General features: G+C 72.0%; 26 protein-coding genes. 17 read left to right on the top strand and 9 right to left on the bottom strand.

From position 1 onward, the window contains the following. Positions 1–19 precede the first annotated feature (19 nt). The 4 genes from DEJ24_RS00370 (at position 20) to DEJ24_RS00360 (ending at position 3,098) form a co-directional block, all read left to right on the top strand. Positions 20–1,225, top strand: coding sequence for a zinc-dependent alcohol dehydrogenase (locus tag DEJ24_RS00370; RefSeq protein WP_111044599.1), 1,206 nt, complete (start codon positions 20–22; stop codon positions 1,223–1,225). Then, complete coding sequence (locus DEJ24_RS00365) at positions 1,222–2,247, top strand: NAD-dependent epimerase/dehydratase family protein (RefSeq protein ID WP_111076798.1); 1,026 nt, start codon at positions 1,222–1,224, stop codon at positions 2,245–2,247. The genes DEJ24_RS00370 and DEJ24_RS00365 overlap by 4 nt, the downstream gene beginning before the upstream one ends. A gap of 122 nt (positions 2,248–2,369) precedes the next feature. After that, the gene (locus DEJ24_RS17135) at positions 2,370–2,567 is read left to right on the top strand and encodes a hypothetical protein (RefSeq protein WP_258374568.1); all 198 of its coding nucleotides are present in this window, start codon (positions 2,370–2,372) and stop codon (positions 2,565–2,567) included. A 3-nt stretch (positions 2,568–2,570) separates the two neighbouring features. Beyond that, positions 2,571–3,098, top strand: a complete 528-nt coding sequence (locus DEJ24_RS00360) for a S1 family peptidase (protein WP_258374656.1) — start codon at positions 2,571–2,573, stop codon at positions 3,096–3,098. Positions 3,099–3,154: 56 nt separating this feature from the next. Here the strand turns inward: DEJ24_RS00360 and DEJ24_RS00355 are convergent, their stop codons facing one another. Then, positions 3,155–3,622 carry a MarR family winged helix-turn-helix transcriptional regulator gene (locus tag DEJ24_RS00355; RefSeq protein WP_146242586.1) on the bottom strand — a complete coding sequence of 156 codons (468 nt, stop codon included), beginning with the start codon at positions 3,620–3,622 and terminating at the stop codon, positions 3,155–3,157. A gap of 208 nt (positions 3,623–3,830) precedes the next feature. Here DEJ24_RS00355 and DEJ24_RS00350 point away from each other — a divergent pair, with 208 nt between their 5' ends. The 3 genes from DEJ24_RS00350 (at position 3,831) to DEJ24_RS00340 (ending at position 6,306) form a co-directional block, all read left to right on the top strand. Next, complete coding sequence (locus tag DEJ24_RS00350; RefSeq protein WP_110903833.1) at positions 3,831–4,478, top strand: hypothetical protein; 648 nt, start codon at positions 3,831–3,833, stop codon at positions 4,476–4,478. A gap of 95 nt (positions 4,479–4,573) precedes the next feature. Continuing rightward, positions 4,574–5,458 carry a S26 family signal peptidase gene (locus DEJ24_RS00345; RefSeq protein ID WP_111076796.1) on the top strand — a complete coding sequence of 295 codons (885 nt, stop codon included), beginning with the start codon at positions 4,574–4,576 and terminating at the stop codon, positions 5,456–5,458. Continuing rightward, on the top strand, positions 5,455–6,306 hold the full coding sequence (locus DEJ24_RS00340) for a LamG domain-containing protein (RefSeq protein WP_111076795.1): 852 nt from the start codon (positions 5,455–5,457) through the stop codon (positions 6,304–6,306). The genes DEJ24_RS00345 and DEJ24_RS00340 overlap by 4 nt, the downstream gene beginning before the upstream one ends. Before the next feature lie 203 nt (positions 6,307–6,509). Here DEJ24_RS00340 and DEJ24_RS00335 read toward each other — a convergent pair whose 3' ends face one another. Both DEJ24_RS00335 and DEJ24_RS00330 read right to left on the bottom strand, forming a co-directional pair. Beyond that, positions 6,510–7,508 (bottom strand): signal peptidase I, encoded by a 999-nt coding sequence (locus DEJ24_RS00335; RefSeq protein WP_111076794.1) that lies wholly within the window; start codon positions 7,506–7,508, stop codon positions 6,510–6,512. Positions 7,509–7,550: 42 nt separating this feature from the next. Further along, positions 7,551–8,153: a hypothetical protein gene (locus DEJ24_RS00330; RefSeq protein ID WP_111076793.1), complete on the bottom strand. Its 603-nt coding sequence runs from the start codon at positions 8,151–8,153 to the stop codon at positions 7,551–7,553. 117 nt (positions 8,154–8,270) lie between these two features. Between DEJ24_RS00330 and DEJ24_RS00325 the strand changes: the two genes are divergently transcribed. The 3 genes from DEJ24_RS00325 (at position 8,271) to DEJ24_RS00315 (ending at position 10,004) form a co-directional block, all read left to right on the top strand. Then, on the top strand, positions 8,271–8,753 hold the full coding sequence (locus DEJ24_RS00325; protein WP_258374567.1) for a MarR family winged helix-turn-helix transcriptional regulator: 483 nt from the start codon (positions 8,271–8,273) through the stop codon (positions 8,751–8,753). Positions 8,754–8,910: 157 nt separating this feature from the next. Then, on the top strand, positions 8,911–9,576 hold the full coding sequence (locus DEJ24_RS00320) for a pentapeptide repeat-containing protein (RefSeq protein ID WP_111076792.1): 666 nt from the start codon (positions 8,911–8,913) through the stop codon (positions 9,574–9,576). Next, positions 9,573–10,004, top strand: coding sequence for a DUF6314 family protein (locus tag DEJ24_RS00315; protein WP_111076791.1), 432 nt, complete (start codon positions 9,573–9,575; stop codon positions 10,002–10,004). Before DEJ24_RS00320 ends, DEJ24_RS00315 begins: the two co-directional genes overlap by 4 nt. Before the next feature lie 3 nt (positions 10,005–10,007). Here the strand turns inward: DEJ24_RS00315 and DEJ24_RS00310 are convergent, their stop codons facing one another. Further along, the gene (locus tag DEJ24_RS00310; protein WP_111076790.1) at positions 10,008–10,991 is read right to left on the bottom strand and encodes an NAD(P)/FAD-dependent oxidoreductase; all 984 of its coding nucleotides are present in this window, start codon (positions 10,989–10,991) and stop codon (positions 10,008–10,010) included. 67 nt (positions 10,992–11,058) lie between these two features. Here DEJ24_RS00310 and DEJ24_RS00305 point away from each other — a divergent pair, with 67 nt between their 5' ends. Continuing rightward, a complete protein-coding gene (locus DEJ24_RS00305; protein ID WP_111076789.1) occupies positions 11,059–11,676 on the top strand; it encodes a helix-turn-helix domain-containing protein in 618 nt (205 codons plus the stop codon). 99 nt (positions 11,677–11,775) lie between these two features. Here DEJ24_RS00305 and xylB read toward each other — a convergent pair whose 3' ends face one another. The 3 genes from xylB to DEJ24_RS16690 form a co-directional block, all read right to left on the bottom strand. After that, positions 11,776–13,284, bottom strand: a complete 1,509-nt coding sequence (gene xylB, locus DEJ24_RS00300; RefSeq protein ID WP_258374564.1) for a xylulokinase — start codon at positions 13,282–13,284, stop codon at positions 11,776–11,778. Beyond that, positions 13,277–14,470 carry a xylose isomerase gene (gene xylA / locus DEJ24_RS00295; RefSeq protein WP_111076788.1) on the bottom strand — a complete coding sequence of 398 codons (1,194 nt, stop codon included), beginning with the start codon at positions 14,468–14,470 and terminating at the stop codon, positions 13,277–13,279. Before xylA ends, xylB begins: the two co-directional genes overlap by 8 nt. 128 nt (positions 14,471–14,598) lie before the next feature. Beyond that, positions 14,599–15,348, bottom strand: a complete 750-nt coding sequence (locus DEJ24_RS16690) for a TetR/AcrR family transcriptional regulator (protein WP_181436484.1) — start codon at positions 15,346–15,348, stop codon at positions 14,599–14,601. A 278-nt stretch (positions 15,349–15,626) separates the two neighbouring features. Between DEJ24_RS16690 and DEJ24_RS17300 the strand changes: the two genes are divergently transcribed. The 3 genes from DEJ24_RS17300 (at position 15,627) to DEJ24_RS00270 (ending at position 19,833) form a co-directional block, all read left to right on the top strand. Continuing rightward, on the top strand, positions 15,627–17,336 hold the full coding sequence (locus DEJ24_RS17300) for a GrpB family protein (protein WP_111076785.1): 1,710 nt from the start codon (positions 15,627–15,629) through the stop codon (positions 17,334–17,336). A gap of 126 nt (positions 17,337–17,462) precedes the next feature. Continuing rightward, the gene (locus DEJ24_RS00275) at positions 17,463–18,713 is read left to right on the top strand and encodes a Gfo/Idh/MocA family protein (RefSeq protein ID WP_111076784.1); all 1,251 of its coding nucleotides are present in this window, start codon (positions 17,463–17,465) and stop codon (positions 18,711–18,713) included. 64 nt (positions 18,714–18,777) lie between these two features. After that, complete coding sequence (locus tag DEJ24_RS00270; RefSeq protein WP_146245912.1) at positions 18,778–19,833, top strand: LacI family DNA-binding transcriptional regulator; 1,056 nt, start codon at positions 18,778–18,780, stop codon at positions 19,831–19,833. Between the two features lie 21 nt (positions 19,834–19,854). Here the strand turns inward: DEJ24_RS00270 and DEJ24_RS00265 are convergent, their stop codons facing one another. Further along, the gene (locus DEJ24_RS00265; RefSeq protein ID WP_111076782.1) at positions 19,855–20,061 is read right to left on the bottom strand and encodes a hypothetical protein; all 207 of its coding nucleotides are present in this window, start codon (positions 20,059–20,061) and stop codon (positions 19,855–19,857) included. Positions 20,062–20,216: 155 nt separating this feature from the next. Here DEJ24_RS00265 and DEJ24_RS00260 point away from each other — a divergent pair, with 155 nt between their 5' ends. The 3 genes from DEJ24_RS00260 to DEJ24_RS00250 are packed head-to-tail and all read left to right on the top strand — an operon-like array spanning position 20,217 to position 21,744. Beyond that, the gene (locus tag DEJ24_RS00260) at positions 20,217–20,774 is read left to right on the top strand and encodes an RNA polymerase sigma factor (RefSeq protein ID WP_111077075.1); all 558 of its coding nucleotides are present in this window, start codon (positions 20,217–20,219) and stop codon (positions 20,772–20,774) included. Beyond that, complete coding sequence (locus DEJ24_RS00255; protein WP_146242584.1) at positions 20,771–21,364, top strand: hypothetical protein; 594 nt, start codon at positions 20,771–20,773, stop codon at positions 21,362–21,364. The genes DEJ24_RS00260 and DEJ24_RS00255 overlap by 4 nt, the downstream gene beginning before the upstream one ends. A gap of 8 nt (positions 21,365–21,372) precedes the next feature. Beyond that, complete coding sequence (locus DEJ24_RS00250; protein WP_111076780.1) at positions 21,373–21,744, top strand: hypothetical protein; 372 nt, start codon at positions 21,373–21,375, stop codon at positions 21,742–21,744. A 195-nt stretch (positions 21,745–21,939) separates the two neighbouring features. On the opposite strand, the gene DEJ24_RS00245 is transcribed toward DEJ24_RS00250, so the two are convergent. Then, the gene (locus DEJ24_RS00245) at positions 21,940–23,358 is read right to left on the bottom strand and encodes an MDR family MFS transporter (RefSeq protein ID WP_111076779.1); all 1,419 of its coding nucleotides are present in this window, start codon (positions 23,356–23,358) and stop codon (positions 21,940–21,942) included. Positions 23,359–23,470: the final 112 nt, after the last annotated feature.

Raw genomic sequence — 23,470 nt, 5'->3', positions numbered from 1 at the left:
CGACGAGAGGAGCGCACGCATGCGCGCACTGACCTGGCAGGGCACCGAGAAGGTGTCCGTCGAGACCGTTCCCGACCCGACCATCCAGGAGCCGACGGACGCGATCGTCCGGATCACCTCCACGGCGATCTGCGGCTCCGACCTGCACCTGTACCGCGTCCTCGGCCCGTACATCGACAAGGGTGACGTCCTCGGCCACGAGCCGATGGGCATCGTGGAGGAGGTCGGCTCGGCCGTCACGAACCTCAAGGTCGGCGACCGTGTCGTCGTCCCCTTCAACATCTCCTGCGGGCACTGCTACATGTGCCAGCGTGGGCTGCAGTCCCAGTGCGAGACCACCCAGGTGACCGCGTACGGCAGCGGAGCCGCCCTCTTCGGTTACACCAAGATGTACGGCCAGGTCCCCGGGGGTCAGGCCGAGTACCTGCGTGTGCCGCACGCCGACTACGGTCCCATCAAGGTGCCCGACACCGGTGCGGACGACCAGTGGCTGTTCCTGAGCGACATCCTGCCGACCGCGTGGCAGGCCGTGCAGTACGCCGACGTCCCCGAGGGCGGCACGCTCGCGGTCCTCGGACTCGGCCCGGTCGGGCAGTTCGCCGCCCGCATCGGCAAGCACCTGGGCTACCGGGTGCTCGCCGTCGAGCCGGAGCAGGTCCGTCGTGACCTCGCGGCGAAGTACGACATCGAGACGTTCGACCTGTCGAAGGACCTCGTCGCCGAGCTCGTGGACCTCACCGACGGTCGTGGCCCGGACGCCGTCGTCGACGGGGTCGGCATGGAGGCGCACGGCAACCCCGTCGCCGGGTTCGCCCAGCGCGCCGCGGGCCTGCTGCCCGACAAGCTCGCGCAGAAGGCCATCGAGACCGCCGGTGTCGATCGTCTGGACGCCGTGCACACGGCCATCGACCTGGTCCGCCGTGGCGGCACCGTCTCGCTCAGTGGTGTCTACGGCGGCATGGCCGACCCGATGCCGATGATGACGCTGTTCGACAAGCAGATCACCATCCGCGAAGGCCAGTGCAACGTGAAGCGTTGGATCGACGACATCATGCCGCTCGTCGAGGACCCGTCCGACCCGCTCGGCACCCTCGACCTGACGACCCACCGGGTCTCGCTCGAGGACGCCCCGCACATGTACGAGGTCTTCCAGAAGAAGGAGGACGACTGCATCAAGGTCGTCCTCGACCCCGCACTGCCCGCAGGTACCCCGGCCGCGGCATGACCAGGATCGTCGTCGTCGGCGCCAGCGGGAACGTCGGGACCGCGCTGCTCCGCCGCTTCCGGGACGCCGGCGCCGACGTCGTCGGGGTCGCGCGCCGACGGCCGGACCTGCACGCCCAGCCGTACGACAGCGCGCTCTGGCACACCGTCGACGTCGGTGCCCCGGATGCGATCGACCGGCTGACGGCCGTGTTCCGGGGCGCCGACGCCGTCGTCCACCTGGCGTGGGCGCTGCAGCCGACGCACGACATCCCGGCACAGCACCGCACCGACGTGACCGGCACCGCGAACGTCCTGGCCGCCGTCGCGGCCGCGGGCGTGCCGCAGGTCGTCGTCGCGTCCTCGGTCGGCGCCTACCGCGGGGTCGACGTCGACGGCAAGCGCACCCCGGTGGGCGAGTCCTGGCCCGCCGACGGCATCCCGACCGCCACCTACTCGATCCACAAGGCCGAGAACGAGCGCGCGATGGACGTCTTCGAGCGCGAGCACCCGGAGGTCGTCGTGACCCGGCTGCGCCCCGGCCTGGTGTTCCAGCGCGACGCTGCCGCCGAGATCCGTGGCCTGTTCCTCGGGCACCTCGTGCCGATGCGGGTCGTCCGCTGGATCCGCTGGGCCGTGCTGCCGCTGCCGTACCCGTTCGTGTTCCAGGCCGTCCATGCCGACGACCTCGCTGACGCGTACTGGCGGGCGATCGACCGGAAGGCCCGGGGAGCGTTCAACATCGCCGCCACACCCGTGCTCACGCCGCCGCGGATGGCGCGGGTGTTCGGGATGCTCGGAGCGGTCCGGGTGCCACTCGGCCTGGTCCGCGGGCTCGTCACGCTGACCTGGCGGCTGCGCCTGCAGCCCACCGACGCCGGCTGGGTGGACATCGCGGCCGGTGTGCCGATCATGCGCACGGACCGTGCGCGCGAGGTGCTCGGTTGGGAGGCACGGCACAGCGCCGAGGACGCCATGCGTGACCTGGTGGCCGGGTTCGCGGACGAGCACGGTGTGGCGGCGTCGCCGCCGTTGCGGGGCTGAGGCTCGGGCCCGGCCGACTCGGTCCGTTGAAGAGCGGACTGGTGCGCCCCTCTGCCGAGGGTGAGGATACGAGGCAGTTGCAGGAGGCAACTGTCTTGTGGTTCATCGACAGAGGAGTCGACATGCAGAAGTCCATCGCCGCCGCAGCCGCGGCGACCGTCATCGCCGCTGGCCTGTTCGCCGCCGCCCCCGCCTCGGCGCTCACCGCGTCGACCAGGGTCGTCGGTGGCGAGAAGGCCCCGGCGGCGACGTCGATCGTCCAGCTCCAGGCGACCGGCGGCACGATCCCCGCGGGCTACGCCAGTTCGTGCACGGGCTAGCAGATCACGGCGTCGTGGGTCCTCACCGCCCGGCACTGCATCGACGGCATCGGTGCGATGAACGTCTACCACTCGAACTCGACGGTGAACCGCGGCACCCCGGTCGCCGTCGACCGGATCAGCGCCGCACCCACCGGTGACGTCGCCCTGGTGCACCTGCGGAGCGCGTACGCGCTGTCCTCGTACACGCCGCTGGACCTGGCCGCGACAGCGAAGTCGAGCGGCACCGGCACCATCCAGGGCTACGGCCTGCGCGCGAACGCCGTGCAGTCCGACGGGCTGTACCAAGCGTCCGTGGCCCTGACCGGGGCGAGCACCGACGCGTTCGGAGGCCGGGCCCAGCACGTGACGGGCGTCTCGGGAGCCTCGAACCACGGCGACTCGGGCGGGCCGCTCATCGTCAACGGCAAGGTCGTCGCCGTGTGCTCCACCGGCGACAGCGCCGACCCGGGCGCGAACACCCGCGCGGGGTCGAACTACGCCCTGCTGGCGCAGGCGTCCTCGTGGATCCGGAGCACGGCGGGCATCTGACCGTTCCGGACGGAGAACGGGCGCCGCGGTCGACGTCGACCGCGGCGCCCGTTCGTTCAGCTCGTGGAGTCCGGTGTCGCGGGGTCAGCGGTCGCGGCCTGCTGGAACAGGCCGGTCGCCAGGTCGTTGAGGACCGCGTGCAGGTCCCCACGGTGCCCGGAGTCCACCGCGCGGAGCATGGCGGCGTAGCGCTCCCGGTAGTCCGCGACGACGTCCTCGCCGGCGGGCCGCAGACGCAGCAGTGACCCGCGCCGGTCGGACGGGTTCGGTGTGCGCTCGAGCAGCCCCGCGGTGGACAGCCGGTCGACCATGTTCGTCACCGCACCGGAGGTCAGCCCGAGGAACCCGGCGACCTCGGTGGGGGTGGAGTAGCCGGTGTCACTGATGAGCACGAGGGCGCGGAGCCCACTCTCGTGCACGCCGGCGCGGGCGCTGAGTTGCGCGACCAGGCTCGCGTTGGCGCGGACGACGGCGTCGAACGCGGCCATCAGGTCCGTCGCGTCGTGCTCGTCCTGCTCACTCACGGGCTGGTCTCCAGATCTCTCTCGTTGCGGGAGATTACCGGTCCGACACGCGTCCACCGGGCGTCTGTGCGCCTCCCGTCCGCGGTGCCCCCCGCTCTGGGGGCCTTGCGGCGGTTCCATGTTGTTGAACCGATGACTATCTTAATCATTGAGCAATCGACCGAACGGAGATTGCGAAACAGACCATCCACGAACATCGAGGTATCCCGTGTCCAACCAGCTCCGCACCTCCCCGCTGAAGCGCATCCGTTTCGCACCCGTGGCGCTCCTCGCGGGCATCTTCGCCGCCGTGCTCCTCTCCCTCTCGCTCACCGGCACCCTCTCCGGGTTCGCCGCGAGCATCACCAACAGCAGCAACACCGCCGCCAGCGGCACGCTGATCATGCAGGAGCAGAACGCCAACGCGTCCGTCACCTGCCTCAGCACCGACGGCGGCTCGGTCTCGACCAACGCCGCGACCTGCTCCACCATCAACAAGTTCGGTGGCAGCACGACGATGACCCCGGGCAACACGGTCAACACCCCGATCACCATCAAGAACACCGGTACCGCCGCCGCCAGCACCTTCACGCTGACCCCGGGCGCCACCTGCACGCAGAGCGCCAACGGCACGTCGAACGGCACCGCGACCGACCTCTGCGCGAAGATGAACCTCGTGGTCACCTCCGGCTCCACCACCGTCTTCTCCGGCACCCTCGCCAGCTTCAAGGGCGGCGCCGCGATCACGCTGCCCACCGCTCCCGCCGCCGGTGCGAGCGTCCCCTTCAACTTCGCGGTCACCCTCGACTCCTCGGCCGGCAACACCTACCAGGGCCTCGCCGCCTCGGTGCCGATGACCTGGACCTTCACCGCCTGATCCGACCCACCCCAGACCGGCGACGCTCGACCGACCCCCCTACGGTCGAGCGTCGCCATTCCCCTTGACCACGACCGACCAGGACGGAGCAGCACATGAGCCTCACCTCGGCCATCCCGCTCAGCGGGACCCTCCCGCGGCCGCTCCTCGGCGGACGTGCGGTCAGCCGCTCCGAGACCGTCCTCGCCTGGTCGGTCGCCGCGATCGCAGCGCTCCTCCTCACTGCCGCGGTCCTGTTCCTCACCAACGGCGGCCGCTGGTTCGTCGTCGAGACCCCGTCGATGGGTGAAGCCGCCCCGGTCGGCACGCTCGTCCTCGACATGCCGGTGCAGGCGTCGTCCCTCCGGATCGGCGACATCGTGTCCTACCGGACCGCCGCGAACCCCGACGTCACCTACACGCACCGCATCGTCGCGATCGACCCCGACGGCGGCATCCACGCCCGCGGCGACGTGAACGGCGCGGTCGACCCGTGGACGCTCACGCAGGAGAACCTGGTCGGCGCCCCGGTCCTGCTCGTCCCGCACCTGGGCTGGCTCTTCCGGGCCGCCCCGATCCTCCTGGTCGGCACGCTCCTCATCTGGGCCCTGACCAGCGTCTTCACCGACCGGGTCACCCGCGGCAGCCTGCGCATCGCCGGCAGCTCGCTCACCGTCTCGTACGCCGCGTTCGTGCTCAAGCCGTTCGTCAACGTCACGACGATCTCGAACACGTCGGCGAAGGGCAGCGTCGAGGCGACCGTGGTGTCCTCGGGCATGTTCCCCGTCCGCATCGACGCGGTCGGTGGCAACACCGTGCACCTGGTCGACGGCGAAGTGGGCCGCGTCACCATCCACGAGCTCACCCACAACGGGCAGTACCAGCTCATGTCGAACATCGACCTCGACCCGATCGGCTGGGCCGCGCTCATCGCCGCCTGCCTGCTGCCGCTGCTGTTCTGCCTGGCGATCGGCCGCGTCGAGACGGTGCGTGCGACGTGAACCTGCGTCGACTCCGTGACGGCAAGGTCGTCGCCGTCCTGCTGGTCGTCGCCCTGGCCGTCGTCATCGTGCTCAACCAGTTCGCGCCGACCCGGTCCGCGTTCACCGCGAAGGTGACCAACGGGTCGAACAGTGCCGGCACCGCCAGCTACTTCACCTGCGCGAGTGCGGTGGACGTGGACAACGCCAACGCGCTGTTCACCTACCAACTCGCCGAGGCTGCCAACGCGAGAACCGCCGTCGACGACTCCGGCAAGGCCGCGAACGGTGCCTACCAGGGGTCGATGGCCACGACGACGGCGACCCCGAAGGCCTGCCCCCGCGACACCGGTGGGGCGTACGTGCTGGACGGTTCCTCGAGCTTCGTCTCCACCCCGACGATGTACCGCAACCCGACCACCTTCAGCGAAGAGGTCTGGTTCCGCACCACCGTCGCCGGCGGACTGCTCATCGGCTTCGGCAGCAACCAGGTCGCCGTCTCCGGGCAGCACGACCGCCAGGTGTACCTCAACACCAGCGGGCAGCTCGTCTTCGGCTCGTACAACAACACCACGCAGGTCGTCACGTCGCCCAAGGCCTACAGCGACGGCGCATGGCACCACGTCGTCGCCACGATGTCCGCCACGACCGGGATGCGGCTGTACGCCGACGGGGCCCTGGTCGCCTCGAACGCTGCCTTCACCGCCCCCGAGAACGCGAGCGGGTACTTCCGCGTCGGCTACGACACCATCACGGGGTGGCCGGGCGCCGGCAACTACTACTTCACCGGCTCGATGCGGTTCGCGGCCGTGTACAGCTCGGTGCTCTCCGCCACGCAGGTCGCGAACCACTACAACGCCGGGCGCTGAGTCGTCCCACTGACGCAGCTGCCGGCGCTCGGGAGCCCGGGAACCCGAGCATCGGCCGCCACGACGACGACCGGCGTCCCCCTGGACGCCGGCGGCCCACTCGTGGCGTCGACGCGGATCCCGGCCGCCGCAGGACCGTACCGGCACCCGAGACGGGTCGGACGCGGCGGGGCGCTGTCGCCGACCGCCGATGATCCGTGCGGTCAGCGGGCGCAGGAGGTGCGGCCGAGCCCGAACAGGCGGATCGTGGTGATCCGCACGGTGGACGACGATGCGGCCGTCCACGTGTCGGTGAGGTCGGTGCGCACGCTGATGGTCGACGTCTTCCAGATGAAGAAGTCCGATGCGCCGAGCGTGACGTCCCGCTCGGCGGGAGTGGCGCTGATCCCGCTCGCGGCCCCGTCGACCAGGACCGTGAAGCGTTCGGGTGCGACCCCCGAGTAGGCCCACCCCACGTCGACCGCGGCGTTGCCGACGTTCACGCAGGTGAGCCCGGTCACCGGGGTGGCGACCGCGGTGGTGATCGAGCTGGTCCCGGTGGTCGTGGCGGCTGCGAAGGCCGCTGCCGCCGCTGGTGCGGGCAGTGCGACCCCGACGACGGCGCACACCGTCGCCGCGACGGCGACGGCCCGGGCGTGGAGGCGGCGCGGACGTCCGGCACGGTGCCGGCCGTGGCGCGGGAGCCGGCCGGTCGGGGCGTCGGTGCCGGTGCGCACGGCGGGCACCGCAGCGGTCCCGGCGAGCACGACGATGCCGGCCGCCAGTGCGACGAGCGGCGCGGTCCGGTGTTCCGCGGCCCAGACGACCGGGAGCCCGACGAACGGGACGCGCAGGTAGCCGACACCGACCACCGACGAGCGCGCGACGGCGGTCGAGTCCGCCTCCGGGTTCGCGTCGCCCTTGGTGACGAGGTCGCCGTGGGCGTCCACGTCCTGGAGTCGGTGCAGGCGCAGCACCCCGGCGTGGTCGGGGTCCGGGAAGAGCAGCACCTGACCCGCACGGACGTCGTGGGCCGGGACCGGCTTGCTCACGACGACGTCACCGGGCAGCAGGGTGGGTTGCATGGAGCCCGTCATCACGGTGGTGGTGTGCCATCCGAGTGCGAGCGGGGCGATGCCCCAGAACACGACGCCGACGAGCACGGCGATGACGCCACGAGCGGCGAGCACCACCGTGAACCGGAGCCACGACGACGAGCGCATCCCGATCCTCCTGTCCGGTGGGCGTGCGGTGGTGGGCGGGGACTAGAGGTTCTGGGCTTCCCAGGTGAAGCCGAGGCTGGCGGTGGCGCCCATCAGCGTCGCCGGAGCGTCGGGGGAGACGGTGTAGGTGATCTGGAAGGTCCGCGTCTCGGGCTTGGTGCCCGCGGTCTTCCACGTGCCGAGACCGGACGCGTAGTCCTTCCGGGTCGACGCGAAGGTCGCGAGCGAGCCGTCGTAGAGGGTGCCGTCGGTGCCGGTCGCCGCGGTGAAGCCGTCGCAGGTGCCGTAGCCGCCGCCGGTGCCCTGCTTGACCTGCAGGGTCACGGACGAGGCCAGGGCCTTGGTCTGGGTGACGTCCTTCGCGTACATGCGGACGGCGCTCGGGAGGCTGCCGCTCGAGGTCACCGCGATGCAGTTCGTGCCCGTGGAGCCCGGCTTCAGGTTCGACGCGGAGAACAGCGCACCGTTCGCGGCGTCGTTCGTCAGCGCGACCGTGCCCATCGACCAGTTGTCGGCACCGTCGGAGGAGGTCGCCGAGAAGGCCGAGTAGCTCGCCGTGGAGACGGCGATGCCGGCGGCGAGCAGTGCGGCGGGGATCACGGCGAAGGTGCCGAGGCGAGCGAGGGTGCGGGTGGGGCGACGCATTTCCGAAGGGTCCATCCTGATCATGTCACCTCGAATTTCGAGGCATCTGCGACAGTACGCCTCGAAATTCGAGTTTGTCAATCTTCGTGATGAACGGATGTCGACTATGCTCGCCCCGTGACCGCACCTCCTCGGCGCTCCTCGCCCGCCGACCTCGACAGGCTCCTCGACGAGGCCGTGGCGACCTTCTACGGCGCGCAGGTCGAACACGCGCATCTCATGCAGCACCTCGCTGTCCGGCACGGCCTGAACCCGGTCGACCTCCGGGCGTTGCAGTTCCTCGGTGCGATCGACGACGACCGCACGCCGAAGGAACTCGGCGGGTACCTCGAGATGGGGACGGGTGCTGTGACCGCGCTCCTCGACCGGCTCACCCGACAGGGGCTGCTCGACCGTGTCCGGAATCCCGACGACCGCCGCAGTGTCCGGATCGAGCTCACGCTCGAGGGGGTCGCGGTCCTCGGGTCCGTACGGGCCGCCTACCGCGGGGTGCTCGAGGGCGCGGTGGCGCCCGAGTCCCTCGAACTGTTCATCGACTTCACCGGTCGGATGTCGGACGCCCTGCGCGCAGCCGCACGCTCGGAGGAGCCCGAGGCCTGACGAGCCCGGACCCTGACGAGCCCGGACCCTGACGAGCCCGGACCCTGACGAGCCCGGACCCTGATGAGCCCGAGGCCTGACGAGCCCGGACCCTGACGCGACCGTCGGCGGCGGCTGGCCGTCCGCGGCAGACTGCCGTCCGCGGCAGACTGGGCGCATGGCACGGAAGACCGGCGTCACGGCGCCCCGCATCACCCTCACCGAACCGACGGACCTCGAGGACTGGGCGCCCGGGCCCGGCGACGTCCTGACCGGCGACCGCATCGAGGGCAAGCGCATCGGCGTCCTCGACCTGTCCGGCGAACGGCTGCCCGACCTGGAGGTCGAGGAATGCCTCATCGAGACGCTCCGTGCCGGTGACGCGGAGCTGCGCGGCTTCCGGATCCGGGACAGCGTCGTCGAGGTCCTCGACGCCCCCGTGCTCCGTGCCGTCAGCAGTGCCTGGCGAGAGGTCCGGATCGCCGGCGGCCGTGTCGGCTCGGCCGAACTGCACGACAGCTCGCTGGCCAGCGTCGAGTTCGTCGGCATGAAGCTCGGGTTCGTGAACCTCCGCGCCTCGACGCTGACCGACGTGGTCTTCCGCGACTGCGTGATCGACGAGATCGACATCGCCGACGCCCGACTGCTGCGGGTCTCGTTCCCGGGCAGCACCGTCCGTGAGTTCGCGGGCACGAACACCCGCATCGAGGACGTCGACCTGCGCGGCGCCGACCTCGACCGACTCGAGCGACTGGACGGCATGCGTGGCGCGACGATCGGCGGCGAGCAGTTGTTCACGCTCGCTCCGCTGCTGGCCGCCCAGGCCGGCTACCGGCTCGAGTGACGGACGCACTCACGCCCACCGACCTGATCGGCCGGTGGTCGCTCGAGCGGAGGGTGCACGACCGGCTCGCCGACCTGCACGGCACCGTCACCGGCACGACCGAGCTCACAGCGGTCGACGATGACACGGTGCGCTGGCACGAGACCGGCACGATGGTCCTCGGCGACCGCACGACCCCGGTGTGGCGGACGCTGACGGTCCGACGCGGCCCGGACGGCTGTGGTCCGGACAGCCCGTGGCGGGTGTCCTTCGCCGACGGCCGTCCGTTCCACGACTGGGTGTGGGGAGCGCCGGTCGAGCACGCCTGCGCCCCCGACGACTACGCGGGCCTGCTCGCCGGGACGACCGACCGGTGGAGCGTCCGCTGGCACGCGCGCGGGCCGGCGAAGGACCTGCTCCTCGAGAGCACGCTCACCCCGCTGCGCTGAGCATCAGCGTGTCGCACCGGCACCGGCACCGGCACTGATCGCTGCTGCGACGTCCGCCCGCAGCAGGTCGCCGTGCACCATCGCCCCGGTCTGAGACCCCGCCGCAGCCGAGGCGACCACCGTGAGCATCGCGTTCGCCGCGTTGCCGGCGGCGAAGACACCGGGGACCTCGGTCTGCCCGGTCCCGTCGACCGCGAGCACCCGGCCGAACAGCACGCCGTTGGCCTCCTGGTCGACCGGCGTCAGCCCGAGTCCGGCGGCCCACTCGACCCGGGCCTCGACCCGGCTCGCTGCGGCCAGGGCATCGAGTCCGACGACGGTCCCGTCCGCCAGCTCGACCCCGGACAGCGCATCGCCGTCCGAGAGCACGCGGGCGACCGGGGACCCGATCACGCGGATGCCACGAGCGGCGAAACCGGCCAGGACGGTGTCGTCGAGCAGGTCCGGATCCGCCACGAACGCCGTGACGTCGTCGCTCAGCGCGCGGAACATCTGCACCTGGTGCGCGGCGGCCGCCATCGTGACGAGGACCCCGATGCGTCGGTCGCGGACCTCCCACCCGTGGCAGAACGGGCAGTGCACGACCCCGCGGCCCCACTGCTCAGCGAGGCCGGGGACGTCGGGCAGCACGTCGACCGCGCCGCCGGCCACGACCACGCGGCGGGCAGCGACGACCTCGCCGGAGTCCAGGGTGAGCCGGAACCCGAGCGGGTCGTCGTCGGTGACCGGCGCGGCGGACGCGGCCACGATCCTCCCGTCCGTGACGGTGACCCCGTAGCGGGCCACCTCCTGTCGGCCGATGCGGACGAGGTCGCGAGGTGCGGTGCCCTCCTGGCCCAGGAGGTTGTGGACGCCTTCGGCAGGGGCGTTGCGGGGCTCACCCGCATCGATGACCAGGACGGAACGGCGCGAGCGCCCGAGGATGAGTGCGGCAGACAGGCCGGCGGGGCCGCCGCCGACGACGATGACGTCGAAGTGTTCAGACATGCGGCGATCTTCGGTCGCCCGCGACCGGGGTGGCAAGTGCTGTTGCCGGTGTGGCAAGATCGGCGGCATGACATCCGATCGGGAGGCGCGCCGCACCGAACCGACGACGGCTGACGTCGTCGACGCGGTCGGCCCGCGACTCCGGGCGCTCCGCACCCGGCAGGAAGGCACCCTCGCAGCCCTCGCGGAGCGGACCGGCATCTCGGTGAGCACCCTGTCGCGGCTGGAGTCCGGGCAGCGGAAGCCCACCCTGGAACTGCTGCTGCCGTTGGCGCGGGCGTACCAGGTGCCGCTCGACGACCTGGTCGGGGCGCCGCCGACCGGGGACCCGCGGGTACACCTCAAGCCCGAGCGACACGGTCGCCGCGTCGTGATCCCGCTGACGAAGCGGACCGGTGGAGTGCGGTCGTTCAAGCAGCTCATCGAGCCGAACGACCACGGCTCGGACACCACGCTGAAGACCCACGAGGGCTACGAGTGGCTCTACGTCCTGTCCGGCCGACTCCGGCTGGTGCTCGGCGACGAGGTGTTCGACCTCGGCCCGGGCGAGGTCGCGGAGTTCGACACCCACACCCCGCACTGGGTCGGCAACGTCTCGACGCAGGTGACCGAGGTGCTCTGCCTGTACGGGCCGCAGGGGGAGCGGGCCCACGTCCGGTCGAAGCCCGCGCCGCGGCCGGACTGAACGGCGGTCGCAAAACGCAACGTCGGCGGCGAACCGCAACGCGATCGCGTTGCGTCTCGACGCCGACGTTGCGTTTTGCGGTCAGCCGACGCGGCGCGGTCAGGCGACGGCGGCGCGGTACCGCTCGAGCACCTCGGGGTGCGGGTCCGCCGGGATCGACGTCGTCGGGATCGACCAGCCGGGGAGCTCCCCGGTGACGACCCACGCCGCCTGTCGCGCAGCGCCCGCGGCGACGTACTCGCCGGGCTCGGGCACCAGGACCTCGCGGCCGAAGACCTGCGCCGCGACCACGCGGACGGCCTCGTTCTGCGCGGCCCCACCGATGAGCAGCAGCCGTTCCACGGTGACACCGGTCCGCTCGACCGCGGCCAGGCCGTCGGCGAGGGCGCAGAGCATGCCCTCCACCGCGGCGCGGGCCAGGTGCGCCCGGTCCGTCGTGCCGGGCGTCATCCCGAGCAGCGAGGCGGTGGCGTCCGGCCGGTTCGGGGTGCGCTCGCCGACGAAGTACGGCACCAGGACGAGCCCGTCGGCACCGGCCGGCGCCTGCAGCGCCAGGCGACCGAGTTCGGCGTGGTCGATGCCCAACAAGCCGCCGATCACCTCGAGCACGCGCGCCGCGTTCAGCGTGGTGACGATCGGCAGGCGGGAGCCCGTGGCGTCCGCGAAGCCCGCCACCGTGCCCGTCGGGTCCTCGATGGCGGTGTCGGTCACGCCGAACACCGTGCCGCTCGTCCCGAGGGACACCGCGACGTCGCCCGCCGCCAGGCCGAGGCCGAGTGCGGCGCCCGCGTTGTCGCCCGCGCCCGCCGTGACGACGAGCCCGCGGGAGGCCCGCGCACCGCCCGGCAGGTCGACGTCCTGCTCGAGCGTGCCCATCGCCTCGGACGGCGCGACCACCCGCGGCACGATCACCGCGTCGCCGTCGTCACCGGTCTCGGCTCCGCGCAGCGGACGGCCCAGGGCGAGTTCGAAGAGCTCCGGGTCGTACTCACGGCGTGCCGGGTCCCAGTAGGCGGTGCCGCTGGCGTCCGAACCGTCGGTCGCCAGGGCGTCCAGGTCCGGGCCGAGCGGGCTCTCGTCCGCCGGGCCGTAGCCGCGGAGGCGCCAGGACAGCCAGTCGTGCGGCAGCGCGACGGCGGCCACGCGGGCCACGTGCTCCGGCTCGGCGTCGCGGAGCCAGCGGAGCTTCGTGGCGGTGAACGAGGCCACCGGGACGAGACCCGTGCGGGCGACCCATGCCTCCCGTCCGAGTTCCTCGACCATCTCGGCGGCGGCGGCCGCGCTGCGGACGTCGTTCCACAGCAGTGCCGGGCGGATCACGCGACCGCCGGCGTCGAGCACGACCATGCCGTGCTGCTGGCCGCCGATGCCGATCGCGGCGACGTCGTCGAGCCCGCCGGCATCCGCGACGGCGGTGCCGAGGGCGTCCCACCAGGCGGTGGGGTCGACCTCGGTGCCGTCCGGGTGGGACGCGCGGCCGGAGCGGACGACCTCGCCGGTGGCGGCCCGGCGGACGACGACCTTGCAGGACTGCGTGGACGAGTCGACCCCGGCGACGAGGAGGTCCTCGTCGCCGGGGTCGGTCGCGCTGGAGGCGATCTCAGCCACGAGCGCCCATCAAGTGCTCGAGGGCGAGCTGCTGCAGCTTGACGAAGCCGAAGCCCTTGCCGCCGAAGTACGCGTCGGCGTCGAAGTCCTCGTAGGCGGAGGTGTCGGCGAGGAAGTCGTCGTAGCTCTCGCCGGCGTTCAGGGTCGGCTTGGCGAGCTCGGTGACCTTGGCGGCCTCGAGCGCTGCCTGGACCTCGGGGTCGGCGCGGAAGGCCTGCGCGCGCTCCTTGAGGAGCAGGTACATGCGCATGTTCGCGGCTGCCGAGTCCCAGACGCCCGTGATGTCCTCGGTGCGGGACGGCTTGTAGTCGAAGTGACGGGGGCCGTCGTAGGCGCGGCCCCCCTGTGGTGCACCGTGCTCGAGCAGGTCGACGAGCGAGAACGCGTTCTGCAGGTCGCCGTGACCGAAGACGAGGTCCTGGTCGTACTTGATGCCGCGCTGACCGTTGAGGTCGATGTGGAAGAGCTTGCCCGAGTACAGCGCCTGGGCGATGCCGGCGGTGAAGTTCAGACCGGCCATCTGCTCGTGGCCGACCTCGGGGTTCACGCCGAAGAGCTCCGGGCGCTCCAGGGTGTCGATGAACGCGATCGCGTGGCCGAGCGTCGGCAGCAGGATGTCGCCGCGGGGCTCGTTCGGCTTCGGCTCGATGGCGAACTTGATGCCGTAGCCCTTGTCGGTGACGTACTGGGCGAGGAGGTTGACGGCCTCGCGGTAGCGCTCGAGCGCAGCCTGGACGTCCTTGGCGGCGTCGTACTCGGCGCCCTCGCGGCCACCCCACATGACGAAGGTCTCGGCGCCGAGCTCTGCGGCGAGGTCGACGTTGCGCAGCACCTTGCGGAGGGCGAAGCGGCGGACTTCGCGGTCGTTCGAGGTGAATCCGCCGTCCTTGAAGACCGGGGCGGAGAAGAGGTTCGTGGTCACCATCGGGACGACGAGGCCGGTCGACTCGAGTGCGCCCTTGAGGCGGTCGATCTGGGTCTGCCGCTCGGCGTCGGTCGAGCCGAACGCGAAGAGGTCGTCGTCGTGGAAGGTGAGGCCGTAGGCGCCGAGCTCGTCGAGCTTCTCGACCGCCTCGACCACGTCGAGCTGGGGGCGCGTCGGGCCGCCGAAGGGGTCCGAGCCGTTGTACCCGACGGTCCAGAGACCGAAGGAGAACTTGTCGTCGCGGGTGGGCTGCACTGCCATGGGGGTCTGCCGATCGTCGTCGAGCGGATTTGTTGTCAGCGAGAACATATGCGACGAAGGGGCCGAGCGCAACCCCCGGTCGGGCTGGAGGCCGGGGCCGGGCCCGAGCCGCGCCTCCCGTCCGGCGGTCAGATGTCGTAGACCCCGTCGGCGGCCTCCCCGCCGACACCGGCCGCCCAGCCGCGACGGAGCCGTCCGGTCACGTCGCGGAACGCGGCCAGGACGTCGAGACCGTCCCGCAGCATGCCCTGGAGCTGCAGTCCCTCGTAGAGCGCGAGCAGCTGGTCGGCCGCGCGCCTCGGATCGATGGTCGCGGGTTCGCGGCCGGCGAGGACGTCCTGTTCGAACAGTCCGCGCACGGTCCGGTGGAACCCCGCGTACTGGTTGCGGTAGAAGGGCGCCGCCGGGTTCGCCGCGTCGGCACCGGCCGTCAGCGTGCTCACGAGCAGTCGCATCATCCGCGGGTCCGCCAGGTTCGCCGCGATCAGGCGCTCCAGGAACACGACGGCGCCGCCGCCACCGGCCGTCGCGAGCAGCGGCGCGATCCGGCCCTCGTGCCACCGCATCACGGCGACCGCGACCAGGCTCTCCCAGGTCGGGAACTGTCGTTGCACCACCTCCTGATCGACGCCGGCGGCTTCGGACACCGCAGCGCTGTCCGGTCGCAGCGTCTCACCGGTCCGGATCAGCTCGATCGTGACCGCGGCGATGTGCGCACGGAGCCGGGCCTGCTCCAGGTGGTCGTCGACAGCCGGGTCGTTGTCGACTCCGGACTCGGTGTCGAGCGCGGTGTCGGTGTCGGTGTCGGTGTCGGTGTCGGCGTCGGTCTCGGCGTCGATCTCGTCGGCGCTTCCGGCGGAGCGGGCATCGGTGGTCATCGCAGCCTCGGTTCGTCGTGAGCCCCCCGGGTGGACGGGGCTGTGCACCGGCAGTATCCCGGCGGTGCCGGACGGTCCGCGCGCCCCAGTCCTCGGGCCACGGGTCCCGGCACGCGCTCCGGCTGCGCTCTCCGGCGGATGCGGGGCACACCGTCGAGCTGCCCGGTGAGCCCGACGCGGTCGTGCAGGCCGCCCGTGCCAGCGTCACGGCACCGGCGCTCCTCCGCAGGGTCGCCGCGCGGCTCCGCGCGCCCGATCGGCGCTGGGATACTCGGCACATGTCCATCGACCCCGCGGAACGGTCCGGCTCCCGCCCCACGCTCGACGCCATCGCGCGCCGGGCGTCGGTGTCCCTGGCCACCGTGTCGAAGGTCCTCAACGGCCGCCCCGGCGTCTCCGAACCCACTCGGGAGCGCGTCGAACGCCTGCTCTCCGGCTCCGGCTACGCCCAGCGCGACACCCCGCCCGGTCCCGGCTCCCTCGTCGAGCTCGTCGTCGAAGACCTGGCCAGCGAGTGGTCGATCGAGATCGTCCGCGGGGTCGAGTCCGTCGCGCGGGAGCACGGGTACGCCCTGTCCCTCTCCGCGCTCGGCCCGGACCACGCCGTCGGCCAGGACTGGATCACCGGCGTCCTGCACCGACGACCCGCGGCCATCGTGCTGCAGTTCTCCGCCCTCACCGCCGGCCGTCGCGACCAGCTCCGCGCTCGCGGCATCCCGTTCACGGTCGTCGACCCGGTCGGCGACCCGCCCGCCGACGTCCCCGTCGTCGGTGCGACCAACACCACCGGGGGAGCGGCTGCGACGCAGCACCTGCTGGACCTCGGGCACACCCGCATCGCGGCGGTCGCCGGGCCGCTCGACATGGCCTGCGCGGTCGATCGGTTGGCAGGGCACCGTGCGGCGCTCGCCGCAGCCGGACTGGAGGCCCGTCACACCTCCGTCCCGCCCGACCCGTCCGGCACACACGATCCGTCCGTCGTCGTCGCCCGGTTCAGCCGCGAGGACGGCGAACGTGCCGCCCGTGAACTGCTGGCCGCCGTGCCCCGGCCGACGGCGGTCGTCACCGGCAACGACCTGCAGGCCCTCGGCGTACTCGACGCCGCACGGTCGCTCGGGCTCCGGGTGCCGGAGGACCTGTCCGTCGTCGGGTTCGACGACGTCGCTCCCGCACGGTGGGCCCGACCCGCGCTCACGACGATCCGGCAGCCCCTGCGGGAGATGGCGGAGCGGGCCACGTGGATGGCGCTGCGCCAGCACGCCGGCGTGGGCACGGGCGGGCACACGGGTGGTGCGCCGGACGAGCCGGTCCGGGTCGAGCTCGCCACGACGCTCGTGGTGCGCGACTCGACGGCCGCACCCGGGGTCGGGGCGGGGGACGAGCCTCCCGCCCGTCGCGACGCGACCGACGTCGAGCGGCGTGACGCGGCCATTGTCGAACGCCGTGACGTGACCACCGTCGAGATCGTGGGCGGACCCGAGGCGCTGCGCGTCGGCCTGCACGACCACGACCCGGGCTGGACGGTGACGTTCGCGGAGCACCATGAACGGATCCTCCGCGCGGTCGGACCGCTCGACGTGCGGGTCGAGCACATCGGCTCGACCTCGGTGCCGGGCCTCGCCGCCAAACCGATCGTCGACCTCGTCGTCGTCGTACCTGACGTCGCCGACGAGTCCGCGTACCTCGAGCCGCTCCTGGGGGCCGGGTACGAGCTGCGGGTGCGTGAGCCGGGCCACCGTCTGGTGCGGACGCCGGCGCGGGACGTGCACGTGCACGTCTACGAGCGAGGCGCGACGGCGGTCGACGACCACCTGCTGCTGCGTGAGCGGCTGCGGAGCGACCCGGACGACCGGGCGCTGTACGAGCAGACGAAGCGGGCCCTGCTCAGCGGGACGTGGGACGACATGAACGACTACGCGGACGCGAAGACCGACGTGATCCGCGCGGTGATGGAACGGGCGCGGGTCGCAGGGGTGTTACCCGGGTAACGCTCATCGCCGACCGGCTGGGCAGGGGACCGTGACGATAGTTGACACGAGTAAACCCGTGCCGCCACACTTGCTGGACGCTCCGTCGGACCCGGCGGTGTGCAACGACGCACAGGAGGACAGCACATGACGTTCACCCTCGGCATGGTCGGTGCCGGCCAGTTCTCGTCCCACTTCGCCGCCCTGTTCCAGCTGCACCCCGGCATCTCGGCCGTGTACGCCACCGACGTCATCGAGGGCCGCGCGCAGCGGCTGGTCGACGACCTCGGCCTCGCCGGCACGTACGACGACCTGGACTCGATGCTCGCCGATCCCGCCGTCGACGCCGTCGCCGTGTTCACGCAGCGCTGGACGCACGGGCCGATCGTCGCCCGCGCACTGCAGGCCGGCAAGCACGTGTACTCCGCGGTGCCGATGGCCGTGACGCAGGAGGAGATCGCCGAGGTCATCGACCTGGTCACCGCGACCGGGCTGACCTACATGATGGGCGAGACCAGCCAGTACAACCCGGCGACGGTCTTCGCGCGGCAGAAGGCCGAACAGGGTGCGTTCGGCCGGGTGTTCTACGCCGAGGGCGACTACCTGCACGACATGGACCTCGGGTTCTACGACGCGTACAGGTACAGCGGCGGCGACGACTGGAAGGCCACCGCCAGCTACCCGCCGATGTGGTACCCGACGCACGCGATCGGCGGGGTCCTCGGCGCCATGCCGCGGCACGCGACGAGCGTCAGCTGCATCGGCGTGCGTGACGACCGCGACGACGGGGTGTTCGACAAGCAGGTCAGCATGTTCGACAACGACTTCTCGAACATGACCGCCCTGTTCGAGCTCGACGGCGGGGGCTCGATGCGCATCAACGAGTTCCGTCGAGTCGGCTACCCGTCCCCGATCCGCGAGAGCCGGTTCCGCTGGTTCGGCACCGAGGGCAGCTTCGAGCAGCTCGCGGCGACCTCGGTCTGGCAGGACAAGGACGGCGTGCAGGACGTCTCGGACCTGCTCGCCTCGGAGCCCGCGATCGGCCTGGACGACCCGCTGCTGGCGGACATCGCGCCGTCCCTCCGTGAAGCCTTCAGCTCCGGGCACGCGAAGGTGCACGCGGCGGAGGCCGAGCGCCTCCCGTCCGAGTTCGACGTCGCCCCGGACGGACACGAGGGCAGCCACCGCTTCCTGGTCGACGACTTCGTCCGCGCCGTCGACGGCGGCACGCTGCCCACCGTCAACGCCTGGGTCGCGGCCCGGTACACGCTCCCCGGCCTCGTCGCGTTCCAGTCCGCGCTGCAGGACGGCGAGCGGCTGCCGATCCCGGACTTCGGCGACGCCCCGGTGCCCGTCGGGTCGCCGCTGCCGGTCCGGAGCGGGATGTCCGGAGCATGACCGGTCGGGCGGCGTGGCCGCGTGTGCGCCGCCCTGGGCCGGCCTCGGTGCGGAGCCGCAGGGCATGACGAACGGGACGCCGGCCCCGCGGAAGGCGACACGACGTGACGTCGCCCGGCTCGCCGGGGTGAGCGACGCCGTCGTCAGCTACACGTTGAACGGCACGGCACCGGTGGCCGCCGCGACGGCGGAACGGGTGCGGGCCGCCGTCGAACAGCTCGGGTACCGACCGAACCAGGCCGCACGCGCCCTCCGCTCCGGCTCCGCGGACACCCTCGCCTTCCTCGTGCCCAGCAGCAGCGACCCCGTCTTCACGAACCCGTTCTTCGGCGAGTACGCGAGCACCCTGGAGGCCGCGGCCCGCGACCACGGGTACGCCCTGTACACGACGGCCACGACGTTCCGACCGGACGAGGTGCTCGCCCGGTTCCGCGAGTTCGCCGCGCGCCAGATCGACGGGGTGCTGGTGCTCGCGGGGGACACCCCGCTCGACAGCGCGGCGCTCGACGGCGTGGGGCTGCCGTGGATCGCCCTCAACGTGACCAGCCGCGAGCGCGGGGTCGCGAGTCTCGGCACCGACCTCCGCGCGGGAGCGGTCGCGGCGACGACGCACCTGCTCGAGCACGGCTACGGATCGGTCGGGTTCGTGGGACAGGACGACCCGACCGAACCCCGGTACATCGGGTGGCTGCAGGCCTGTGCGGCGGCCGGAGTGCCGGCCGGGCCGTTCGTGGCGGCCGAGGTCACCCGTCCGGGCGGTCGGGCCGCCGGACACCGGGTCGCCAACGATCGGGCCCGCGTCAGCACCGGTGCGCACGACGGGGGCCACCGACCACGTGCCCTCTTCGTCGCGTCCGACCGGACCGCGGTCGGGGTGCTGCGGGCCTTCCACGAGCGCGGTGTCCGGGTGCCGCAGGACGTCGCGATCGCGTCCTTCGACGGCTCCTCGGAAGCCGAGTACGCCTGGCCGGGTCTGACGACCTTCCGGCAGCCGGTCGACGAGATGGCGCGGAGCGCGGTCACGCGACTGCTGGCGGCCGACCGCGACCACGCGCACGAACTGTTCCCCGGCGAACTCGTCCTCCGACGCTCGTGCGGATGTCCGGACGACACGGTCTGAGGCCGGGCCGAGAAGCGGGCGTCAGAGGAAGCTGAGGTCGCGGCCGTCCAGGGCGTCGTTCCAGGTGGTCCGCCCCTGGGGCTCTTCGGCGACGTGCAGTCCGCCGTGCCCCTGCGGGAGCCCGCAGTGCCAGCTGTCGAAACGACCCGGGCAGTGCTCGTCACGGTCCGGTCCCGCACGTCCGACAGGTGTCACGGCGCGGGGATCGGTGGTCGGTCGGTCGTGCATCGTCTGCTTCCTGTCGGGACGCCCCTTCCTTGGACGGACCGACCGGGCATTCCGTCACGAATCCGATCCGTGCGGGCGAGTCCGGGGACGACGGTGCATGCTCGGATGCGGCCGTCGACCGGACGGACGAACCCCTGGACCGTCGGAAGGTGAGGATGCGCGACGATGACCCGCTCGGCCGCGCCGAGGACTCGACGCTCGTCGTCCGCGCCGTCGACGGCGACGTACCGGCCTTCGCCGTCCTCGCCCGTCGTCACGGTCCGCTGATGCGCGTCTACGCCGAACAGATGCTCGGATCGAACGTCGAGTCCGACGACGTCGTGCAGGAGTCGTTCCTCACCGGGTGGCGCCGTCTGTCGGACCTCGAGACCCCCGCCCGCTTCCGGCCGTGGATGATGCAGATCGTCACCCGGAAGGCGATCGACCGGCTCCGCCGACGCCGGCACCACGACGACGTCGACGAGATCGAACCTCCCGCGGACCCGTCTCAGAGCCCGGAGCGTATCGTCGAGGCGCGGCTGCAGCTCGACGCGATGTGGGCTGCGTTGGACCGGCTCCCTGCCGACCAGCGTCGCTGCTGGCTGTTGCGGGAGACGGCCGGGTACAGCTACCAGGAGATCAGCGAGGCGCTCGAGCTGCCGGTCTCGACGGTCCGAGGGCTCCTCGCTCGGGCACGGCAGTTCCTGCTCCGGGAGATGGAGGCGTGGCGATGAGCGACGACGACCAGACCCTGCCTGCCGACGTCCTGCCCGACGCCGACCTCGACGGCCACACCTTCGACGAGCTCGCGGAGTACCTGGACCGCGGGCGGACCCCCCGGGACCCGGACATCGAGTCGTCCGCCGCCTGCCGCCTCGCCCTGTCGAACATGCAGCGCCTCCGCGAGCTCTCGGTCGACGCCATGCAGCGTCGTGCCGACGCCGACCCCGACCGCGAGAACGCCTGGATCGACGGCCTGCTCACCACGATCCGGGCGGAGATCACGTCCGGACGTGACGTCCCCGTCAGTCATCCGGACCCGCGGCTGCGACTCGTGCTGACCGAGGCCGCCGTCCGCAACCTCATCCGCCGCGCCGGTGACAGCACCGGCGGGATCGTGATGGGACGGTGCACCCTGACCGGTGACGTCTCGACCCCGGGCACGCCGATCACCGTCGACCTGACCGCGGCCATCGCCTACGGCCAGGTCGCCGAGCAGACCGCCGACCGCCTCCGACGTCGTGTGGTGGACGTGCTCACCCGTCACACCGAACTCGTCATCGAGCAGATCGACGTCCGTTTCGACGACGTCTACGTCCCCTAGGAGCACCCGTGGCCGACGACCAGGAGCTGTCCCGCCGCTTGACCGACGTCGCGCGCGGGACCGACGGCGTGAGCCACGTGTTCCCGGCGCAGTCGATCGTGCGGGTCGCGGCGGACGCGGTGGCGGCGCAACTCGAACTCCGTCAGCCGGGGACCATGGTGGACGTCCACCGCGGCGGTGGGGCCGTCCGGATCGCCGCGGAGGTCGCGGTCGACGGTGCTCGACCCGCGACGGAGACCGTGCGCGAGGTCGGTGAACGCATCCGCTCCGTCGTGGACGCCGAGCCCGGCCCTCGCCCCGACACCATCACGGTGGTGGTCCGGCTGGTCGACGACACCGTCGGGCTCACCGCGGACGACGTCGCGGCCGGTACGGTCTGACCCGACCGCATCCCGACGACGTCCGCCATCGCCACCCGCGACTGAGCCGGCAGGCCCTGCACTGCCGGGCCGTCAGCCCCGCACCTGCCGGTCGGGCACCGATCCGGCCGGCGTCGACGGCGGGCGCACGACGTGACGGACCCGGATGTGTCGCCGCGTGCCGCCCGCCGCCGCGGACGGCACGCCGCGACGCCGTCAGGAGCGGGACCGGGGCATGAACCAGGCGAGCACGAGCGGGATCGCGCTCAGCCCGAAGACCCACCAGAACGTGCCGGTGAACGCGCCGGCCACCGCCGTCGGGGTGGCGGCCCCGGCGAGGAAGTGCTCCAGGATCACCGCGACCACGGTCACGCCGAACGGGGCGCCGACGCGCTGGACGATGCTGAACGCCGCGCTCCCTCTCGGGGTCTCGGCCTGACTGAGGCTCGCGAACGCCAGGGTCATCACCGGGAGCGACGCCGCGCCCATCCCGAAGCCCTGGACGAACTGCGCGGCCAGCAGCAGGACCGACTCCCCGCTGGCACCGGCCGTGGCGAACGGGACGATGCCGAGCATGAGCAGCACGACGCCGCCCGCCACGACGACCCGCTGGTCGATCCGGGCGGACATCTTGCGGCTGAGCACGATGAAGGCCATCGTGCCGAGTCCCTGCGGGATGAGCAGCAGCCCCGTCTCAAGCACGCTGACGCCGCGGACCTGCTGGTACCAGAGCGGCAGGAGGAACATCAGCGCGTACAGCGAGAACCCGCCGACGAACGTGATGACGCTCGACAGGCCGAAGCTGCGCCGGGCGAACACACGGACGTCGACCAGGGCGTGCGTCCCACGACGGAGCGCGGTGAGGACGAACGCCACGAGGAGCGCCACGCCGACCGTGAGGGGGAGCCACGCCTGCACCGCACGGAAGCCCTCGGTACCGGTGAGTTGACTCACGCCGAAGGCGACGAGAGCGACGCCGGGTGTCAGCAACACGAAGCCGAGCAGGTCGAACCGGTGGCCGCGCTGGCCGGTCGTCGCCGGCAGGTACCGCGGTGCGAGCACGAGTGCGGCGACGCAGATCGGGACGTTCACGAAGAACAGCCAGTGCCAGCTGATCGACTGGACGATCGAGCCGCCGATGATCGGGCCGAGGATCGGCGCGAGCTGCCCGATCAGGCCGATCGTCGCGATCGCCCGGCCGATCCGCTCGCGACCGGCAGCGCGGGTCAGGATCGTGATCGTCACCGGGAGCACCAGTCCGGCGCCGAGGCCCTGGAGCACCCGGAACACGACGAGCGACGGCAGTGACCAGGCGAGACCGCACAGGAGCGAGCCGACCGTGAACAGGCCGACCGCGACCATCCACGTGGAGCGGGCACCGATCCGTTCCGAGAGCCAACCGGACACCGGGATCACCGAGACGTACGCGAGCAGGTAGCCGGTCGCGATCCACTGCGTGTCGGCCACGGGTGCAAGGAACACGCGGTGGAGGTGGTCGAGCGCGATGTTCACGATGGTCGTGTCGAGGAGCGTGGTGAGGGCTCCGAACACCAGCACGAGGCTGATGGCGTTGAGTCGCCGGGCGCTCACCGGCGCGGTGTCGGTGGAGGGAGGGAGCGGGTTGGTTGTCGTCATGCTGCGCACACTACACCGTGCAGTGTAGTTCTCAGCAAGACCGGTAAGGTCAGCTGTGTGGGAGCTGCCGTACCGTCGAGACCGCTCCGCCAGGGCCAGGCGGAGAAACGAT

The organism is Curtobacterium sp. MCPF17_001 (genome assembly GCF_003234615.1).
Classification (GTDB): Bacteria; Actinomycetota; Actinomycetes; order Actinomycetales; family Microbacteriaceae; genus Curtobacterium.
The sequence above is the reverse complement of the archived record's forward strand: the minus strand, read 5'-3'. Positions and strand labels throughout refer to the sequence as shown.

Coding starts and splice junctions, on each gene's coding strand:
- DEJ24_RS00370 (WP_111044599.1), top strand. CDS start 20: ATGCGCGCACTGACCTGGCAGGGCACCGAGAAGGTGTCCGTCGAGACC.
- DEJ24_RS00365 (WP_111076798.1), top strand. CDS start 1,222: ATGACCAGGATCGTCGTCGTCGGCGCCAGCGGGAACGTCGGGACCGCG.
- DEJ24_RS17135 (WP_258374568.1), top strand. CDS start 2,370: ATGCAGAAGTCCATCGCCGCCGCAGCCGCGGCGACCGTCATCGCCGCT.
- DEJ24_RS00345 (WP_111076796.1), top strand. CDS start 4,574: ATGAGCCTCACCTCGGCCATCCCGCTCAGCGGGACCCTCCCGCGGCCG.
- DEJ24_RS00335 (WP_111076794.1), bottom strand. CDS start 7,508: ATGCGCTCGTCGTCGTGGCTCCGGTTCACGGTGGTGCTCGCCGCTCGT.
- DEJ24_RS00330 (WP_111076793.1), bottom strand. CDS start 8,153: ATGCGTCGCCCCACCCGCACCCTCGCTCGCCTCGGCACCTTCGCCGTG.
- DEJ24_RS00320 (WP_111076792.1), top strand. CDS start 8,911: ATGGCACGGAAGACCGGCGTCACGGCGCCCCGCATCACCCTCACCGAA.
- DEJ24_RS00310 (WP_111076790.1), bottom strand. CDS start 10,991: ATGTCTGAACACTTCGACGTCATCGTCGTCGGCGGCGGCCCCGCCGGC.
- DEJ24_RS00305 (WP_111076789.1), top strand. CDS start 11,059: ATGACATCCGATCGGGAGGCGCGCCGCACCGAACCGACGACGGCTGAC.
- xylA (WP_111076788.1), bottom strand. CDS start 14,470: ATGGCAGTGCAGCCCACCCGCGACGACAAGTTCTCCTTCGGTCTCTGG.
- DEJ24_RS16690 (WP_181436484.1), bottom strand. CDS start 15,348: ATGACCACCGATGCCCGCTCCGCCGGAAGCGCCGACGAGATCGACGCC.
- DEJ24_RS17300 (WP_111076785.1), top strand. CDS start 15,627: ATGTCCATCGACCCCGCGGAACGGTCCGGCTCCCGCCCCACGCTCGAC.
- DEJ24_RS00275 (WP_111076784.1), top strand. CDS start 17,463: ATGACGTTCACCCTCGGCATGGTCGGTGCCGGCCAGTTCTCGTCCCAC.
- DEJ24_RS00270 (WP_146245912.1), top strand. CDS start 18,778: ATGACGAACGGGACGCCGGCCCCGCGGAAGGCGACACGACGTGACGTC.
- DEJ24_RS00265 (WP_111076782.1), bottom strand. CDS start 20,061: ATGCACGACCGACCGACCACCGATCCCCGCGCCGTGACACCTGTCGGA.
- DEJ24_RS00260 (WP_111077075.1), top strand. CDS start 20,217: ATGCGCGACGATGACCCGCTCGGCCGCGCCGAGGACTCGACGCTCGTC.
- DEJ24_RS00255 (WP_146242584.1), top strand. CDS start 20,771: ATGAGCGACGACGACCAGACCCTGCCTGCCGACGTCCTGCCCGACGCC.
- DEJ24_RS00245 (WP_111076779.1), bottom strand. CDS start 23,358: ATGACGACAACCAACCCGCTCCCTCCCTCCACCGACACCGCGCCGGTG.